Here is a 17426-nt window from a genome sequence, read left to right on the forward strand (position 1 = left end):
CCACCTGTCTTCTTGTTTTCAAACAGAAAACCTGCTCTGGCCTGATTGCCAAAGCAGGTTTTTCTACAGGCTGAAACTCCCCGCACGGGTTACCGTGCGGGGAGTTTTTTTGCAAATGAAAAGCAGAAAAGAGGTCAGGCTCAGGCCTTGTTCACGCTGCCGAACAGCTCCATCTTTTCCTTAACGGTGGCCTTGATGGCCTCGAAGCCAGGAGCCAGCAGCTTGCGGGGGTCGAAGCCCTTGCCTTCCAGATCCTTGCCGGCCTCGATGTACTTACGGGTAGCATCGGCGAAGGACAGCTGGCACTCGGTGTTCACGTTGATCTTGGAAACACCCAGGCTGATGGCCTTCTTGATCATGTCGGCAGGGATGCCGGTGCCGCCATGCAGAACCAGAGGAATGCCGTTGGTGGCCTCGTGGATCTTCTCCAGAGCCTCGAAATCCAGGCCCTTCCAGTTGGCGGGGTACTTGCCGTGGATGTTGCCGATGCCGGCAGCCAGGAAGTCAACGCCCAGATCAGCGATCTTCTTGCACTCAGCGGGATCAGCGATCTCGCCGGCGCCGATCACGCCGTCCTCTTCGCCGCCGATGGAACCAACCTCAGCCTCGATGGACAGGCCCTTGGAGTGAGCCAGCTCAACCAGCTCGGTGGTCTTGGCAACGTTCTCGTCGATGGCGTAGTGGCTGCCGTCGAACATGATGCTGGAGAAGCCAGCCTCGATGCAGGCCTTGGCGCCCTCGTAGCTGCCGTGGTCCAGATGCAGAGCAACGGGAACGGTGATGTTCAGGGTCTCGATCATGGCCTTAACCATGGCGGCCACGGTCTTGTAACCGGTCATGTACTTGCCGGCGCCCTCAGATACACCCAGAATAACGGGGCTGTTCAGCTCCTGCGCAGTGAGCAGGATGGCCTTGGTCCACTCCAGGTTGTTGATGTTGAACTGGCCAACGGCATAGTGGCCGTCGCGGGCTTTGTTGAGCATTTCGGTTGCGCTTACCAGCATGATGATGATACCTCCATTTTCTCTCTTAAAAAACCGCGCTCAGAAGGGCGCGGGGGAATAAAAACATGGTGTTAAGTTTTTATCCTGCCAACAGTATAACCCAACTTGGCGGCAAAATCAATTCCCGCTTGCTTCTTTGACCTGCATTTTTCGTGCGGATTTTTGATTTTGACCACTGGGCAGATGGTGGCGTGCATAATCGAAGATGAACTGCTGGGCAATGCCCGCATGGCTGCGGCAGCACACCGGCACCCCCCGGGGGAACAGCTGGCACATGGCTTTTTTCATCCACACATCCATAGGAACCGCCTTCCAGAAGGAAAGGCTGTACAAAAGCACGCAGTCCGCCACCTTTGGCCCCACTCCCCTGATGGTCATCAAAACGGCCCGGGCGTTTTCCATGGGCATGGCGCGCAGGGCATTCTCGTCGATCTGGCCGCAGGCCACCCGGCGGGCGGCGTCGATCAGATATTCCGCCCGCCAGCCCGCCCGCAGAAAGGCCAGATCCTCCGGCTCCAGCGCCGCCAGCGTCTGCGCAGAGGGAAAGCCGAACCCGCCGCCCTCCAGCGGCTGGCCCAGCCCGGTGCACAGCCGCTCCACAATGGCCCTGATGCGGGGAATGTTGTTGTTCTGGCTGATGATGAAAGTGCACAGCGTTTCAAAAAAGGGTTGGCGCAGCACCCGGATGCCCGGCTTGTGGCGCACGCATTCCGCCAGCCGCTTGTTGCCGGAGGAGAATTTTGCCAGCAGGGCGGGGTAGTCCATGTCCAGCGCAAAATAGTGCACCCAGAAGTCCCGGTCGGTCTCCGACGCGCCCTCCAGAATCAGGGTGTCGCCTTCCATCCGGGCGGTGACGGACCGGTTTTCCACAATGCCCTGCCAGCCGCGCGGACCGGCCTGCCATCGGAAGGCCTGGCCGCAGTCCAGGGTGGCGGCCAGATCCATGCCGCCGCAGTTTTCCACAACGATCAAAGCGTTTCCTCCCCGTGGGTAAGAATTCTGCGGCTTTCGGCCGCATTCTGGTAAAAAAAGAGAAAAAATCCGCCTGCATCCACCGGGTTTTGTCGAAAAAGAGAAGGACAAATTTCATGTTCAACAGCCTGTTAAGAAGAAAACTTTCCACTGTGATGTTGAAAACCCGTTGGGAATTGTGAGAAAATGGCTCAAAACAGCCACTTGTCAACACTTTCAACAGGGTTTTCAACATGTGGAAATCTCTTTTCGGTTTACAACTGGTATAACCGGCTGCCGGCGGCAGGAGAAAAAATTCCTCTTGCATTTTACATCGTTTTGTGCGTTTGGAAAAGTCCCCGTCTGCCAAAACTCCAGCGGTGGGCAGCTGGTCCGGCGGCAAAAACTTGGCTTCAAACAGTGGCAAAACGCGGCGTATGGTGTTATACTTTAATTTACATGCGGGAAAAACCGCAGAATACAGCGAAAACAGCTCCCCCGAACGGGGGTTCGAAAAAAGGAGACGGCCCATGGCTCAGAAGTTTGATAAAAAGTTCAGCCCCAACGCCCAGCGCCCCGCCCGGCGGCCCGGTTCTGCCCGCCCCGAAAGCGAGCGGCGTGCTGCCCGCGGCCCGGAGACGGAGGAGCCCTCCAGCAGCCTGGTTTACGGCAAAAACCCGGTGACCGAGCTGCTGAAAAGCGGCGCGGGTGTGGATACAGTGCTGCTGGCTGACACGCTGCCCGAGGCGGTGGCCGCCTACTACACCGCCCTTGCAAAAGAGGCGGGAGCTGTGGCCAAGCGGGTGCATGCCAACAAGCTGCGCCTGACCTGCGGTACCGACAGCCACCAGGGTGTGGCCGCCTTTGCCAGCGCGGTGGAATATGCCAGCCTGGAGCAGCTGCTGGAGCTGGCGAAGGAAAAGAACGAGCCTCCCTTCCTGGTGCTGTGCGACGGTGTGGAGGATCCCCATAATCTGGGTGCGATCATCCGTTCGGCGCTGCTGTGCGGGGCCCACGGCGTGGTAATCCCCAAGCGGGGCGGCGCGGCCATTACCCCCACCGTGCTGAAGAGCAGCGCCGGTGCGGCGGCCCGATTGCCGGTGGCTCGGGTGGCCAACATCGGCGAGAGCATTCGCCGGCTGAAGGAGCAGGGGGTTTTCGTTTACTGCGCGGATATGGACGGCGCACCCCTGCACAAAAATGACCTGTCCGGCCCGGTGGCGCTGGTGATGGGCAGCGAGGGCCGGGGCGTGAGCCCGCTGGTGAAGAAGCTGTGCGACGGTGTGGTGAGCCTTTCCATGGCTGCCCGCGGCACCGGTGTGGACAGCTTCAACGTGAGCGTGGCGGCGGGAATCATCCTGTATGAGATTGCCCGCCAGCGCGGCCAGGGCTGAACAGTGAGCCCGGCCAGCAACTAGCATACGGAGGAACAAAGAGCATGGCGGATCAGAGAAATTCCAGCTCGGTGGATGATATTCTGGAGGCACTGAAGCAGGGGCAGAACACCCCCGCTGCACCCGGCTCCGTGGATGATATTCTGGCGGATCTGGGCCTGGAGCAGGAGAAGGCGCAGCCGGCACAGCAGCCGGCCGTGCATACTCCCAGAACCACCCAGAGCTTCTGGCAGGAGCCGGAGCCGGAACCGGAACCGGCGTCCCGGAAAAAGCGCGAGACAAAGCAGCGCACTCCGGCCGCAAACCGGCCGGCCAGACAGGCGGCCGCCAAAGCGGCGCCCCCGCCTCAGCAGGAGGAGCCGGTGGCTCCGCGCCTGTCCGATACGATTCAGATGGACAGTGATTTCCAGAAGTTCTTCAGCGAGAGCGTGGCGGTGATTCCGGATCTGGAGCAGGAACAGCATCCCGGCTTTTTTGCCCGTTTTGTGGGGCGCAAAAAGAACGCGCAGACCCAGGAGGACGAGGAGAGCCAGGAGGACTACGCCACCGCACTGGATGCGGAAGAGGACGAAGAGGAAGAAGAGCCGGAGCGGGAAGAAGCGAAGCCCCGCCGCCGGTTCGGTTTCTGGCATAAATGGAACTCCGACGAGGCGGACGAGGAAGAAGAGGTGCAGGAGGACGAGGAGCCGGAGCAGGAGCCGGACGAAGCGCCCGCACCTGCCCGTGGAGCGGCCCGGCTGTTCCACCGCCAGCGCCCCGTTCAGCCTCCGGAGGAAGAAGCTTCCGGCACCGTGGAGCTTCCGGCTCTGGATGCTGCTTCACACCGGAGCGCCCCCACGGTGGATCGGGCGCCTACCCGCCCGATGTCTCAGCCCGCGACACCCGCCCGGCAGCAGCCGGTGGGTACGGTGAAGCTGGAAGTGAACGAAACCCCCGCGGCGGAGAAAAAGCCCGCGGCACCCGTCCGGCAGCAGCCGGTGGGCACGGTAAAGTTGGAAGTGAACGAAGCCCCCGCGGCGGAGAAAAAGCCCGCGGCACCCGTCCGGCAGCAGCCGGAGGGAGCGGTGAAGCTGGAAGTGAACGAAGCCCCCGCGGTGGAGGAAGAGCCCGCGGCACCCACCCGGCAGCAGCCGGTGGGCACGGTGGAGCTGGAAGGGAACGAAGCCCCCGCGGTGGAGCTGCCGCTGAGTGAAAGCCCCACCGTGGAAAACGAGCCGGTAAAACAGGCGGTAAAACAGCCGGCAGCAGGCCCTGCGGTGGACGACGCACCCACAAAAACCGCGCCGGAGCCTGCCGGCCGAAAGGCTGCCGCCGCACCGGAGCAGCGGGACGAGGGGGCCACCCAGCGCACCGTGGTGCTGCGGCCCGAGGAGCTGGAGCTGGAGGAGCATCCCACCGGTTCGGTGCAGCTGGATGTGGACTGGGGCGACGAGCCCGGCCCGGATGCCACCCGGGTGATCGAAAAGGACGAAGCGGGCGGCGCACCCCGCCTGCTGGGAGACGAAGCTCCCGGTGCGCCCTTTGAGGAAGAACCGGCTCCGGAATATGTGGAGGATTACGAAAACCCGGCGGACGCACCGCTGGTTCAGCAGGATCTGGACCGGCTGCGCCTGACCACCGCCATCCGCACCGGCGTTTCGGCCGTGGCGGGTCTGGTGCTGCTGTATCTGGGCCTTGCGGTGGGTGACAGCCCGCTGCCCGCCATTGCGGCTGTGGACCCGGCGGTGGCGCCGCTGGCCTATCTGGCGGTAAATCTGGTTCTGCTGGTGGTTGCCTGCGCCGTGAACTGGCGGGTGTTCTGGAACGGCATTCGCGGTCTGTGGGGAGCACCCACGCCGGACAGCGTGCTGGCCTTGGCCGGTGTGGGTGCACTGGCCCAGCTGCTGGTGCTGATGATGAATGCAGAGGCATTCGAGGCCGATAAAATTACCCTGTTTGCCGCCCCGGCGGCGCTGCTGCTCTGCTTCGGCGCGCTGGGCAAGTATCTGATGAGCGGCGTGATCAGCCGGAACTTTGCGCTGGTCAGCACCGGCAGTGAGCATGTGGCTGCCTTCCGGCTGGAGGACGAGGAGCTCTGCACCCGTCTGGCCGAAGGTCTGGGCGAGCCGGAGCCCTGCCTGGTGGCAAGCCGGCCTACCACTCTGGTGGAGGGCTTTTTGCGCCGCAGCTTCTCGGTGCGTGCCAGCGACCGGACGCTCCAGCGCATGAGCTGGGTGCTGGCAGGCGCGGCACTGTTCACCGCCCTGATTGCCCTGTTCTCCAAACAGGGGCTGGCCATGGCCTTTACCGCCTTTGCGGGCACCCTGTGCCTGGGCGGCCCGGCCAGTGCCACCCTGCTGGCAGCGGTGCCCGGCATGCTGATGCAGAAGAGCGCCGCCCGGGTGGGCGCCGTGGTGCCCGGCTGGAGCTCCATCGAGGAGCTGAGCGGCGCCAACATGATCGTGGTGGGGGCGAAGGATCTGTTCCCCGCCAAGAGCGTACGGCTGCACGGCATCAAGACCTTTGAAAAGGAGCGCATCGATCTGGCCATCCTGTATGCCGCGTCGGTGCTCATCGCCGGCTGCGATACCCTGCGGGATGTGTTCATGAACATCATTCAGGGCAAGACAAACATTCTGTTCCCGGTGGAAAGCCTGGAAAATGACCCCGGCTTCGGGTTCACCGCCTGGGTGAAGGACAAGCGGGTGATCATCGGCAACCGGGCCATGATGGAAAAGCAGGGGGTGGAGATCCCCTCGCTGGACTACGAAAACCGCTATACCAAGGGAAAAAAGCAGCCCATCTATCTGGCGGTGAGCGGTCGGCTGTTCGGTATGTTCCTGGTCAGCTACAAGGCGGACGAACAGGCAGCGCATGTGCTGGAATCCCTGAACCGTCAGGGTGTGTCGGTGCTGGTGAAAAGCGACGATTTCTCGCTGACCACCAGCCTGATCAGCCAGATCTACGGTCTGGAGGAGGGCAGCGTGAAGGTGCTCAGCGGCGCCGAGCGCCACGCCCTTGCCCCGGTCACCGAATATCAGCAGTACAGCCCCGGCTGCATGGCCCACATCGGCAGCTTTGCCTCCTTCGTGGGCGGTCTGCTGGCGGCGGCGGGCGCGGCTTCGGCTGAGCGCACCTCCTCGCTGGTGCAGGCGGCGGGCATTCTGGTGAGCGTTGTGCTGGCGGTGCTGCTGGCCTTTACCGGCGGCATGGCGGCGCTGGCTCTGCCTGCGCTGGTGCTCTATCAGGCGGCGTGGGCGGTGCTTACCCTCATGATTCCCATGCTCAAGCGATACGAGTAATAGAACATGTTTTAAAACTATCCAAAAGGCGTGCCCGTTTCGGGCGCGCCTTTTGTGCGTTCTGGCGGTAAAACAGGAACCTTCTTTTCGTCAATAGGCAATCTGCACAAAGCGGTGAGTGGATTTTGTGCAGGGAAACCAGTCTTTTTTTAGAACATTATCTTTAAAAAATTCTTTGTTTGTGATAAGATTTTTGTATAGATTGCTGCCGCTGCAATTTCTCGTGGCAAAACAGGCGGCAGAAGAGAGGGTATTAACTTATGAATTACGCCAACAAAGACATCCGAAACATCCTGGTAGCCGGCCATGCCGGCTGCGGCAAGACCACCCTGATCGAAGCACTGCTGTTCAGCACCGACCCTGAAATGCAGCGTGCCGGCACCGTACAGGACGGCAACACCGTGTGCGACTTTGATCCCGAGGAGCAGAAGCGTCACGCCAGCCTGGCGGCTGCTGTGGCCCCCGTGGAGTACGACGGTGTGAAGCTGAATTTCATCGACGCCCCCGGCCTGTTTGATTTTGAGCTGGGCATGTACGAGGGCATCCATGCAGCAGAGAGTGTGCTGATCACCGTGTCGGCCCGTTCGGGTGTGACCGTTGGCGCGGAAAAGGCGTTCCATCTGGCCGAGAAAAACGGCAAGAGCAAGATCATCTTCGTGAACAAGACCGATCTGGAAAACGCCAACTACTACAAGATTCTGGAAAACCTGAAAACCAAGTTCGGCCCCAGCATCTGCCCCTGCGTTGTGCCCGTGCGGCAGGACGACGGCACCATCCTGTATGTGAACCTGTTCAGCCAGAAGGCCTTCAAGTATGAGAGCGGCAAGCAGGTGCAGGTGGAGCTGCCCGAGATGGGCCACCGTCTGGAGGGCCTGGTCGCCGCCATGAGCGAGGCCGTGGCCGAGACCGACGACGAACTGATGGAGAAGTTCTTCTCCGGCGAGCCCTTCACCACCGAGGAGATCGTGAACGGCCTGGCCAAGGGCTGCCGCAGCGGCGCCATCACCCCCGTGTTCTGCGGCAGCGCCGTGAACCAGCAGGGCCTGGACATGCTGCTGTACAACCTGAAGGTCCTGCTGCCCAGCCCGGCGGATGTACCCGCTGTTCTGGCTGAGGATGCCGCCGGTGAGCCTGTGGAGGTCACCTGTGATCCCGCCGGTCCTCTGGCTGCCTATGTATTCAAGACCGTGGCCGATCCCTTCGTGGGCAAGCTGTCCTATGTGAAGGTGGCCAGCGGCACCCTGAAGAGCGACAGTGCTCTGGTAAATGCCCGTACCGGCGAGGCCGAGCGCATGGGCAAGCTGCTCTACGTCAAGGGCAAAAAGCAGACCGACACCACCGCCATCGGCGCGGGCGACATCGGCGCAGTGACCAAGCTGCCCGCCGCCCAGACCGGCGATACCCTGTGTGAGGCCGGCCGTGTGGTCAAGCTGCCTGCTCCCGCATTCCCCACGCCCACATTGTCCATGGCCATCCGTGTGGCCAAGAAGGGCGACGAGGGCAAGATCGGCAGCGCGCTGGCCCGCCTGATGGAAGAGGATCCCACCCTGACCTACCGCATGGATACCGAGACCGGCCAGCAGATCATCAGCGGCCTGGGCGAGCAGCATCTGGATGTGGTGGTTGCCAAGCTGAAGGCGAAGTTCGGCGTGGATGTGGATCTGACCGTGCCCAGAGTGGCTTACCGGGAATCCGTTCGCAAGAAGTGCAAGGCGCAGGGCCGCCACAAGAAGCAGACCGGCGGCCACGGCCAGTTCGGTGACGTGTGGATCGAGTTCGAGCCCTGCGACAGCGAAGAGCTGGTATTCGAGGAGAAGGTATTCGGCGGCAGCGTGCCCAAGAACTACTTCCCCGCAGTGGAAAAGGGTCTGCGCCAGGCGGCCGAGCACGGTGTGCTGGCAGGCTACCCGGTGGTTGGCCTGAAGGCCACCCTGCTGGACGGCAGCTACCACCCCGTAGATTCCAGCGAAATGGCCTTCATCATGGCCGCCAAGCTGGCCTATAAGGCCGCTCTGCCCGAGGCAGGCCCCATGATTCTGGAGCCGGTGGGCACCCTGAAGGCCCATGTTCCCGCCGACAACACCGGCGACGTGATGGGCGACGTGACCAAACGGCGCGGTCGTGTTCTGGGCATGAACCCGGACGAGGACGGCCTGCAGGTTGTGGAGGCCGAGGTTCCCATGGCCGAAATGCAGGATTTCACCACCTTCATGCGCCAGCTGACCCAGGGCCGCGGCCACTTCACACTGGAGTTTGCCCGCTATGAGCCCCTGCCCTCCAACCTGGAAGGCAAGGTCATCGAGGAGGCCAAAAAGCTGCGCGGCAATACCGACGACGAGGAATAATTCCGCCGCACAGTGCATAGAATCTGAATGAATACGGGACCCGCGGACAAAGGGCAGACCCTTTTCCGCGGGCCCCGTTCCGTTTGCCAAAAAGAAGAACGTATTTTTGGTGATTCAGCCAAAAAAAGGGGGTTCGGTTGACAAATCCCCCAGAACTCGTTATACTATCAAAATTAAATGGAAGCAAACCGTGGCCCATTGTGATTTGTGACCAAGCATACCCCCCTTGTGCACCACCGGTTCCACAGGGCCGGCAGGGCATTGGCGGCCGCGGGCTTCCCACAGAATTAAGGAGTAAACAGAACCATGAGCAATGCAAAAGAAGTTGTTGTGACCGTCGCCGGCCTGAAGGCCCTGGAGGACGAGCTGGAGGAACTGAAAACCGTTCGCCGCAAGGACGTTGCCGAGAAGATCAAGGTGGCCCGCGGCTTCGGCGATCTGTCTGAGAACAGCGAGTACGACGAGGCGAAGAACGAGCAGGCTTTCATCGAGAGCCGTATCGCCCAGCTGGAAGCCATGCTGAAGAACGCCCGCGTAATCGATAACGATGAGCTGAATCTGGATACCGTTTCCGTTGGCACCCATGTGAAGATCGAGGACGAGGACGGCGAAGTGGAGGAGTACGATATCACCGGCTCCACCGAGGCGGACCCCCTGAACGGCAAAATCAGCGACGAGAGCCCCGTGGGTGCTGCTCTGCTGGGCCAGAAGGCCGGCCAGACCGTGACCGTGTCCCTGCCCAACGGCGGCACCATCGACTACAAGATCCTGGAGATCAGCCGCGCTGCCATCTGATTGGGCAGAAAACACAAAAAAGAAGATCGTTTTTCCGCAAAAAGAGGTGCCACGGCGCCTCTTTTTGTGCTATAATAAGGCAGTATGCCCGCACTGTGCGGGCCAAACTATCATATCCGCGCCAACCGGCGCGTTTTTTGGAGGGAATAGCATGGAGCTGAACGAGAATAAGAACCCCAACCCCCAGCAGGATCAGGAGCTCAGCGAAAAGGCTTACAACGAGCTGGTCGCTGTGCGCCGCGACAAGCTGAAAGCCCTGCAGGAAGCGGGCAACGACCCCTTCCAAAAAACCAAATATCCGCAGGACGCTTTCGCCGCGGACATCAAGAAGGAATACGATCATCTGGCTGCTGAGGAAGAGACCGACCGCACCGTGTGCATGGCCGGCCGCATGATGAGCAAGCGCGTGATGGGCAAGGCCAGCTTTGCCGACCTGCGTGACGCTTCCGGCAACATCCAGCTGTATGTGCGCCGTGACGTGATCGGTGAAGAGGAGTACGCCGGCTTCAAGAAGTTCGACATTGGCGACGTGATCGGTATCAAGGGTCAGGTGTTCCGCACCAAGATGGGCGAGATCAGCATCCGCTGCACCGAGGTGGTGCTGCTGGCCAAGAGCCTGCTGCCCCTGCCCGAGAAGTTCCACGGCCTGAAGGATCAGGAGCTGCGTTACCGTCAGCGCTATGTGGATCTGATCATGAATCCCGAGGTGCGCCGCACCTTCGAGATCCGCTCCCGCTTCATCCGCTTCATGCGCTCCTACCTGGATCAGCGCAACTACATGGAAGTGGAGACCCCGGTGCTGAACACCATCGCCGGCGGCGCGGCTGCCCGCCCCTTCATCACCCATCACAACACCCTGGATCTGGACATGTACATGCGCATCGCCACCGAGCTGCCCCTGAAGCGGCTGATCGTGGGCGGTATCGACCGGGTGTATGAGATCGGCCGCATCTTCCGCAACGAAGGCATGGACCCCAAGCACAACCCTGAGTTCACCACTGTGGAGCTGTATCAGGCTTATGCTGATTTCCACGACATGATGGACATTGCCGAGGGCATCCTGTCCGGCGCTGCCAGGGAGATTCTGGGCAGCTATCAGGTGAAGTGGCAGGGCGAGGACATCGACCTGACCCCCGGCTGGCGCCGCCTGACCATGGTGGAGGCCGTGAAGGAGTACACCGGCGTGGACTTCGGCGCCATCACCGATGATGCCGAGGCCGTGGCTGCTGCCAAGGCCATCGGCGTGGAGCTGGCCGACACCGCCGACAAGAGCTGGGGCAACGCCCTGTATGCCTGCTTCGACCAGAAGGTTGAGGAGCAGCTGATCCAGCCCACCTTCATCACCATGTACCCGGTGGAGGTTTCCCCGCTGACCAAGCGCAGCCCCGAAGATCCCCGCCTGACCGAGCGCTTCGAGCTGTTCATCTGCCACAGCGAGCTGGCCAACGCCTACTCCGAGCTGAACGATCCCATCGATCAGCGCGCCCGCTTTGAAAAGCAGCTGGAGCTGCGTGACCGCGGCGACGACGAGACCGAGATGATGGACGAGGACTTCCTCACCGCTCTGGAATACGGCATGCCTCCCACGGGCGGCATGGGCATGGGCATCGACCGCTGCGTCATGATGCTCACCGGCTCCGACACCATCCGTGAGGTCATCCTGTTCCCGACGATGAAGCCATTAGACTAAAATTCCACAATATATAGTGTCTGATGAAATATGACGGCACAAGATGTAGTAAAAGGGGCTTACAACTACAACTTTTCTACAACTTTTGCTTGAAATCAGACGGCATCAGACGGGCCAAAATGAAGGGCAAATCCGTGTTTTTTATGCGGATTTGCCCTTTTTTGCAATTTTCACATTAGCACCAAATTACCCTTGATTGCCTCTGCTTTTTCCCTCATGTTTTCTTGCGTAATATGCGTATAAATATCCATAGTTGTGGAAAAATCAGCGTGGCCCATCACCTGCTGGATAAACTTGATGTCGTTCGTGCTTTCGCAGAGCCGCGTGCAGAATGTGTGTCTCATGTTATGTACGCTAAAATGCGGCAGCAGTTCCGGCTCACGATCTTCCAGTTCAGCCTGATCCATTTCTTCGGCGTTGTAGGCGATGGAGATACGCTGGATGGCCCGATTGATATTATGGGCACTGAGAAAGTAACCTTCCCGATTCCTAAAAAGGAAACCGTGATACCCATTCATCACAAGGTCTTCTGGATAGAGGGTGTCCATGACTTCAATCAATGTGCGGAGCTGTTCAGCAACCTGCGGATACAGGATAGGGATGGTGCGGGTGCCGCTGGCCGTTTTAGGGGTGGTGATATGAAAACCTGCTTTCCCATCGATCACACGATAGATCAAGTTGTGATTGACAGAGATGGTGTTGTTCTCCAGGTCCACATCATTTTTAGTTAAGCCAGTACATTCCGCAACACGCATTCCCGTACCGAGCAGCACGACCATGACAGGCAGCCAGTGGCTATACATCGGTGACTTGGAAATGAACCGAAGGAAGTTCTTCTGCTGTGTCATAGTCAGCGCGATTCTTTTCTTCGGGGGCGCCCCGGCTCCCTCTGTTTTGAGAGAGCGGTAGACGCCTTTGCTTGGATTTTTTCGGATGTAGTCATCATCGACCGCCAATTCAAGCGTGGGGTGAATCAGGTTATTGATGCTTTCCAAGGAATTGATCGCAAAGCCTTTTTTCAAAAGCTTCGTGTAAAATGTCAGGATGTCGCTCTTTCGGATGTTGGGCAGGGGAATGTTGGAAAACGGCTCATCCTTCACATAGTTGCTCCAAAGATATTCGTAATTCGCCCGTGTAGAAGCCTTTAACTGGATTTTCGTATCCATGAGGACTTTGAACATATCATTTAGGGTGATTTTCATAGCCTCCTGGGTGCGAATACCGTCTTCGCTGTCACGGTTGAGAACTTTTTCTTTGGCCCGCAGGCTGGCAAGGTCAAAATCATAAATGTACTTTTTCTTCTTACCCAGCTTATAGACAAACATATAGCTGCCGTCTGAGCGTTGTGTTTCTCCTGGCCGCAGGTTGCGGCCTTTGTTGTCTTTTCTAACTTTTGGCATAGGCTGATACCTCCCGATGTTTTGTGTGTTGTTGTGCCCGAAATGGGCAAGGTTCTGTTAGCATGAGATCTCGTACAAGTATTCCTTTACGCGCTGAACGCTCCAAAGGACACGAGAATTCATGGTAATGCGGGCGTGGGCCAAGTCGCCGATCTGGACGGCCGTGTGCCGCCCGCAGTCGAGCAGTTTGCAAAGCGATTCCGTATCGACCGCCAAGCACTGATCCGGTGAAAGGTCATTGGGTTTTCTTTTTTCCATAATTGCCCTCCTTTATTTGCAATTACATATATCCCCTACGATTTGTAGTGGAAGGTTTTCAACAAAAACAATGAAGTCATTCAAATTCATCGGGAAGTGTAGGGTCTCTTCCAAAGGCCATTTCCTGCGCCGGGGCTTTCCGCCGCGTATTGCCAGGGCCCGCTGTGCGGTATTTCAATCGTGGGCGGGCTCCATGTGGTCATCGCACACTGTCCGCGATCCCTGTATAACTCCAATGGAAAAGGTTATGGGGCTTGTCAAGGTACAAAAAGAGCGTGCAGACCGGCTACGGAGTCCCATGCCATGTCTGTACGCCCTATATATAGGAGATGGCGGCCAAATTTCTGCAAATCCTGTGCCTTTTGATGAGTTTTTTTGAGCAATGCCATTTTCAGCAACAGAAAGATACTATATATAGATGATATTCCTTGACTAACGCAAGATATTGTGTTACACTGTTTCTGTAATTGATTTTTGTGCGTTTTCCCCTTGTGGGATACAGACTTAGTTTCTGTACCGCGGATTGAAAAATCTGCATTGCACACGCAGTCAAGATTGTACTTGTGCCAGTAGTATTACTGCGCCCCTCTGGGCCGGTATATTACTGGCTTTTTTTGTTTTCCGGGACTTTTGCTCCCGTCAGCGAGGATGACTTTGGTTCATAGGCAGCTATGGACATCAGGCGTTACGCCCACTGTCACCCTCGTTTTTTTTCTGCCCAAATGCCGGAAACGGCTTTGAGGATATACCAAAATTACAGAAAGGCAGGTATGAACATGAATGTAAAAAAGCGGAGTCAGGAGTCTCTGACGAGTAAGAGGAAACCGATGGAGAGCTGGCGGCAGTACCAGAAGCTGAACCAGTCCGCACAGAAGCATTGCCCGGTGATTCGGGCGCCCGTCATTCCCCGCAGGACGCGGAGGGGGTGTTGAGTATGCCGGCAGGCAGTGTGGCTGTCAAAGAGCGGCATCAGCCTCTGGTGCTGGTGGAAACGGCAGGCTTGTCCGAAGAAAAATGGCTTGCTTACCGCCGGAAAGGCATTGGCGGCAGCGATGTTGCGGCTCTGCTGGGCATTTCACCGTGGCGGACGGCCCGGGATCTGTTTTATGACAAGCTGAACATTGCCGTGGTCGAGGACCATGAGGACAACTGGGTGGCCCTGGAGATGGGACACCTGTTGGAACCGCTGGTGGCGAAGATCTTCCAGCACCGGACCGGCTACAAGGTCTATCAGATCAAAAAGATGTTCCAGCACCCGAAGTATCCCTGGATGCTGGCGGATGTGGACTACTTTGTAGAACTGCCGGACGGCACCACCGCTATTCTGGAGATCAAGACCACAAACTACAACGCCAAAGACAACTGGTGGCTGGATGGTGAGGAAACCATTCCGGCCTACTATGAGTCCCAGGGGCGGCATTACATGGCCGTCATGGATGTGGACCGCTGTTTCTTCTGCTGCCTGTATGGCAACAACGAGCAGGAAAGCATTATCCGTGATATGCAGAGAGATCTGGCCTATGAGGATGAGATGATTTTTCTGGAGCAGAATTTCTGGGAAAATCATGTGCTTACCAGAACGCCGCCGCCTTACACCGAAGATGGCGACCTCGTGATCGAGAGCGTGCGCCGGTACACTGGCCCCGCTGACAAGGAGGCCCCCGCTGTATCACTCGACCTGCCCCTGACGGCCAAGCTGATGCGTTTTCTCCAACTTCAGGAGCAGAAAAAAGGCGCAGAAGCAGGCAAAAAGGAAATCGAGGAAGATATGAAGCGGCTGAAGGCTGCCATCATTGCCAAAATGGGGAAAAGCTGCAAAGCCATCTGCCAGCAGGATGGGGTGAACTATACCGTCACCTACAATCCGGTGCGGACCCCCAGTATTGACAAGGATAATCTGAACAGGCTGAAGCTGGAACATCCGGACATCTATGAGCAGTATGTGACTGTTTCCGAATACCGCCGCTTCACGGTCAAGAGTGACGCCGAGGCGGCATAAAAGGAGGGAAAAAAGAAGTGATCCATAGAGGAACTTATGACGGGACGATCTACCATAACCCGGTAAACAAGTTCTGCATCATCAGCGTGAAGACCGCTGATAAGGAGGTGCCCCAGGAGGCCCGTTCCACCCGCCGGTACAGAGATCATCTGATCCGCTTTGTTGCGACGGGCTATGAACTGCCCCGCACGGACGCGGTAGAACTGGAACTGGACGGCGAATGGACAAAGGGCAAATATGGTGTGCAGCTTCAGGTGGAACAGTGGCGCGAGATCGTTCCCAAGACCAAGGACGGCGTGGAGGGCTATCTGGCCTCCGGCCTCATCAAAGGGATTGGGCCGGCGACTGCCGCACAGATCGTCTCCCGGTTTGGCGTGGAGACGCTGGATATTCTGCAAAACCATCCCGAGCGGCTGCTGGAGGTCAAGGGCATTACGGAAAACAAGCTGGAGGACATTAAAACCTCGTATGCGGAGAGCCGGATGCTCCAAGACTTGATGACGCTACTCTCCCCATTCAAGATCACGCCGAAAACGGCCTTGAAGATCTATCAGCACTTCGGGCCCGCCAGCGTGGACATCTTGAAAAAGAGTCCCTTTGAACTGTGCCAGGTGTCCGGTTTTGGATTTCTCCGGGTAGATGCCATCGTTCAGAAAAACGGCGGCGACCTGCATGACCCCATGCGGGTCAAGGGCGCACTGTTCTGGGCGCTGGAGGACAGCAAGGGCGGCAAAGGACATTTGTTCCTGCCTGGTGAAACTTTGCGGAAGGAGGCTCTTCGGCTTCTCAACGCAAAGATCCCCGTCCCGTCTCTCCGGCTTCATGAGCAGGAGGTCGCGGATGTGCTTCAGGACATGATCCTTCATGGCGAGGTGGTATCCGTCAAAGATAACATCTACCTGCCCCGCACATTCGCACAGGAAGATGAAACGGCCCGGCGTATTGCCATGCGGCTGATAGAGCCGTCTGCGCCGGAGCGCATTGAGCAGGCGCTGGAGCAGGTCAAGCGTGAAATGGGGCTGGTGCTGTCTTCCAAACAGGAGGCAGCGGTCTACGCGGCTTACCGCCACAGCCTGTCCATTATCACCGGTTCTCCCGGCACCGGCAAGACAACGGTGCTCAAGACCATTTTGGAAGTTTATCGCCGCCTGCACCCGAAAGGTGAAATCGTTCTGATGGCGCCGACCGGCCGTGCCAGCCGTCGTATGGCGGAAAGCACTGGCTTTGACAAGGCGCGGACGCTCCACAGCGGCCTGGGCCTCGGCAGTGAAGAAGATGACGCCAACCGCAGCAGACAGCAGGAGCCGTTGTCGGCGGACCTGATCATTGTGGACGAGTTTTCTATGGTGGATATGTGGTTGGCAGACAAATTTTTCTCCCGCATCAAAGATGGGGCCCGTGTCGTTCTCGTGGGCGACCCCGACCAGCTCCCCAGTGTGGGCGCCGGGACTGTGTTCCGCGAACTGATCGACTGTGGCTTGATTCCCGTCACGGTGCTGGACCAGATCTTCCGTCAGTCCAAGGACAGCCTGATCGCTTATAACGCCAAGTTTATCAACGAGGGCAACACCAAGCTGTACTTTGGGCCGGACTTTGTATTTATGGCAAGCGATAACCAGGCAGAGGCTGCGGAGCGGATCATCGCCCGCTACTGCCGGGAAATTGCGGAAAGCGGCATTGACCGGGTGCAGATTTTGTCTCCCTTCCGTTCGGAAGGCGCTGCGTCGGCGGAACAACTCAACGAGGCCATCCGCGAGGTGGTCAACCCGTTCCGCTCTGCCGAGGAAGAAATCAAGATCGGCGTCAAAGTGTTCCGGGTCAACGACCGGATCATGCAGACCAAAAACACCGCCAAGGTGTCCAACGGCGACCTGGGATTTATCCGCTATATCAAAGACGATGAAGATGGCAAGCGCGTCGGCCTGGATTTCGGTGTGGGCCGAGAGCTGGAATACAGCGTAGAGGATATGGTCAATCTGGACCTAGCCTACGCCACCACCATCCACAAGGCAATGGGCTCTGAGTATGAAACGGTCATCATGCCGCTTTTGAAAGCGCACACCGTCATGCTCTACCGCAACCTGCTCTATACCGGCATCACCCGGGCCAAAAAGCGCGTGGTGCTGATCGGCCAAAAGCAGGTGCTGTTTATGGCGATCCACCGGAATGAAATCGTCAAGAGGAATACGCTTCTGGGCAAGCGCATCGGCATGTACTATAAGGCCTATGCCAAGCGGGCCGGAATCCCGGTCCCGGCGGCTCTGGAAGAAGAACTGAAATACGCTGGTTAAAAAAGAGGCGCAAGGTGC

11 protein-coding genes are annotated in these 17426 nt (G+C 58.4%); 7 read left to right on the top strand and 4 right to left on the bottom strand.

Features of this window, described 5'->3' with window-relative positions:
* Positions 1-140: 140 nt before the first annotated feature.
* Positions 141-1004, bottom strand: coding sequence for a class II fructose-1,6-bisphosphate aldolase (fba, locus tag ACESYO_RS11535; RefSeq protein ID WP_058963812.1), 864 nt, complete (start codon positions 1002-1004; stop codon positions 141-143).
* A 117-nt stretch (positions 1005-1121) separates the two neighbouring features.
* Complete coding sequence (locus ACESYO_RS11540; protein WP_373210086.1) at positions 1122-1967, bottom strand: DNA-3-methyladenine glycosylase family protein; 846 nt, start codon at positions 1965-1967, stop codon at positions 1122-1124.
* 518 nt (positions 1968-2485) lie between these two features.
* Here ACESYO_RS11540 and rlmB point away from each other — a divergent pair.
* From rlmB to lysS, 5 genes are all read left to right on the top strand, one after another.
* Positions 2486-3349, top strand: a complete 864-nt coding sequence (gene rlmB, locus ACESYO_RS11545; protein ID WP_373210085.1) for a 23S rRNA (guanosine(2251)-2'-O)-methyltransferase RlmB — start codon at positions 2486-2488, stop codon at positions 3347-3349.
* Positions 3350-3393: 44 nt separating this feature from the next.
* Positions 3394-6630 carry a hypothetical protein gene (locus ACESYO_RS11550; protein WP_373210084.1) on the top strand — a complete coding sequence of 1079 codons (3237 nt, stop codon included), beginning with the start codon at positions 3394-3396 and terminating at the stop codon, positions 6628-6630.
* A gap of 260 nt (positions 6631-6890) precedes the next feature.
* Positions 6891-8975, top strand: coding sequence for an elongation factor G (fusA, locus tag ACESYO_RS11555; RefSeq protein WP_058963810.1), 2085 nt, complete (start codon positions 6891-6893; stop codon positions 8973-8975).
* Positions 8976-9281: 306 nt separating this feature from the next.
* Entirely contained in the window at positions 9282-9770 is a 489-nt protein-coding gene (gene greA, locus ACESYO_RS11560; protein WP_058963809.1) for a transcription elongation factor GreA, read from the top strand.
* 151 nt (positions 9771-9921) lie between these two features.
* Complete coding sequence (lysS, locus tag ACESYO_RS11565) at positions 9922-11460, top strand: lysine--tRNA ligase (RefSeq protein ID WP_373210083.1); 1539 nt, start codon at positions 9922-9924, stop codon at positions 11458-11460.
* A gap of 170 nt (positions 11461-11630) precedes the next feature.
* On the opposite strand, the gene ACESYO_RS11570 is transcribed toward lysS, so the two are convergent.
* Positions 11631-12860 (bottom strand): tyrosine-type recombinase/integrase, encoded by a 1230-nt coding sequence (locus tag ACESYO_RS11570; RefSeq protein ID WP_373210082.1) that lies wholly within the window; start codon positions 12858-12860, stop codon positions 11631-11633.
* 57 nt (positions 12861-12917) lie between these two features.
* Positions 12918-13118 (bottom strand): hypothetical protein, encoded by a 201-nt coding sequence (locus ACESYO_RS11575; protein ID WP_006573960.1) that lies wholly within the window; start codon positions 13116-13118, stop codon positions 12918-12920.
* Between the two features lie 934 nt (positions 13119-14052).
* Here ACESYO_RS11575 and ACESYO_RS11580 point away from each other — a divergent pair.
* The gene (locus ACESYO_RS11580; protein ID WP_373210081.1) at positions 14053-15117 is read left to right on the top strand and encodes a YqaJ viral recombinase family nuclease; all 1065 of its coding nucleotides are present in this window, start codon (positions 14053-14055) and stop codon (positions 15115-15117) included.
* A 17-nt stretch (positions 15118-15134) separates the two neighbouring features.
* On the top strand, positions 15135-17408 hold the full coding sequence (recD2, locus tag ACESYO_RS11585) for an SF1B family DNA helicase RecD2 (RefSeq protein WP_373210080.1): 2274 nt from the start codon (positions 15135-15137) through the stop codon (positions 17406-17408).
* The last annotated feature ends 18 nt before the right edge of the window (positions 17409-17426 follow it).

This window comes from Allofournierella massiliensis, assembly GCF_964241245.1.
GTDB classification, from domain to species: Bacteria; Bacillota; Clostridia; order Oscillospirales; family Ruminococcaceae; genus Allofournierella; species Allofournierella massiliensis.

Bases quoted from the DNA above. Each gene is read 5' to 3' on its own strand.
- ACESYO_RS11580 (WP_373210081.1), top strand. From the start codon at position 14,053: ATGCCGGCAGGCAGTGTGGCTGTCAAAGAGCGGCATCAGCCTCTGGTG.
- ACESYO_RS11570 (WP_373210082.1), bottom strand. From the start codon at position 12,860: ATGCCAAAAGTTAGAAAAGACAACAAAGGCCGCAACCTGCGGCCAGGA.
- ACESYO_RS11550 (WP_373210084.1), top strand. From the start codon at position 3,394: ATGGCGGATCAGAGAAATTCCAGCTCGGTGGATGATATTCTGGAGGCA.
- rlmB (WP_373210085.1), top strand. From the start codon at position 2,486: ATGGCTCAGAAGTTTGATAAAAAGTTCAGCCCCAACGCCCAGCGCCCC.
- fusA (WP_058963810.1), top strand. From the start codon at position 6,891: ATGAATTACGCCAACAAAGACATCCGAAACATCCTGGTAGCCGGCCAT.
- ACESYO_RS11575 (WP_006573960.1), bottom strand. From the start codon at position 13,118: ATGGAAAAAAGAAAACCCAATGACCTTTCACCGGATCAGTGCTTGGCG.
- greA (WP_058963809.1), top strand. From the start codon at position 9,282: ATGAGCAATGCAAAAGAAGTTGTTGTGACCGTCGCCGGCCTGAAGGCC.
- fba (WP_058963812.1), bottom strand. From the start codon at position 1,004: ATGCTGGTAAGCGCAACCGAAATGCTCAACAAAGCCCGCGACGGCCAC.
- lysS (WP_373210083.1), top strand. From the start codon at position 9,922: ATGGAGCTGAACGAGAATAAGAACCCCAACCCCCAGCAGGATCAGGAG.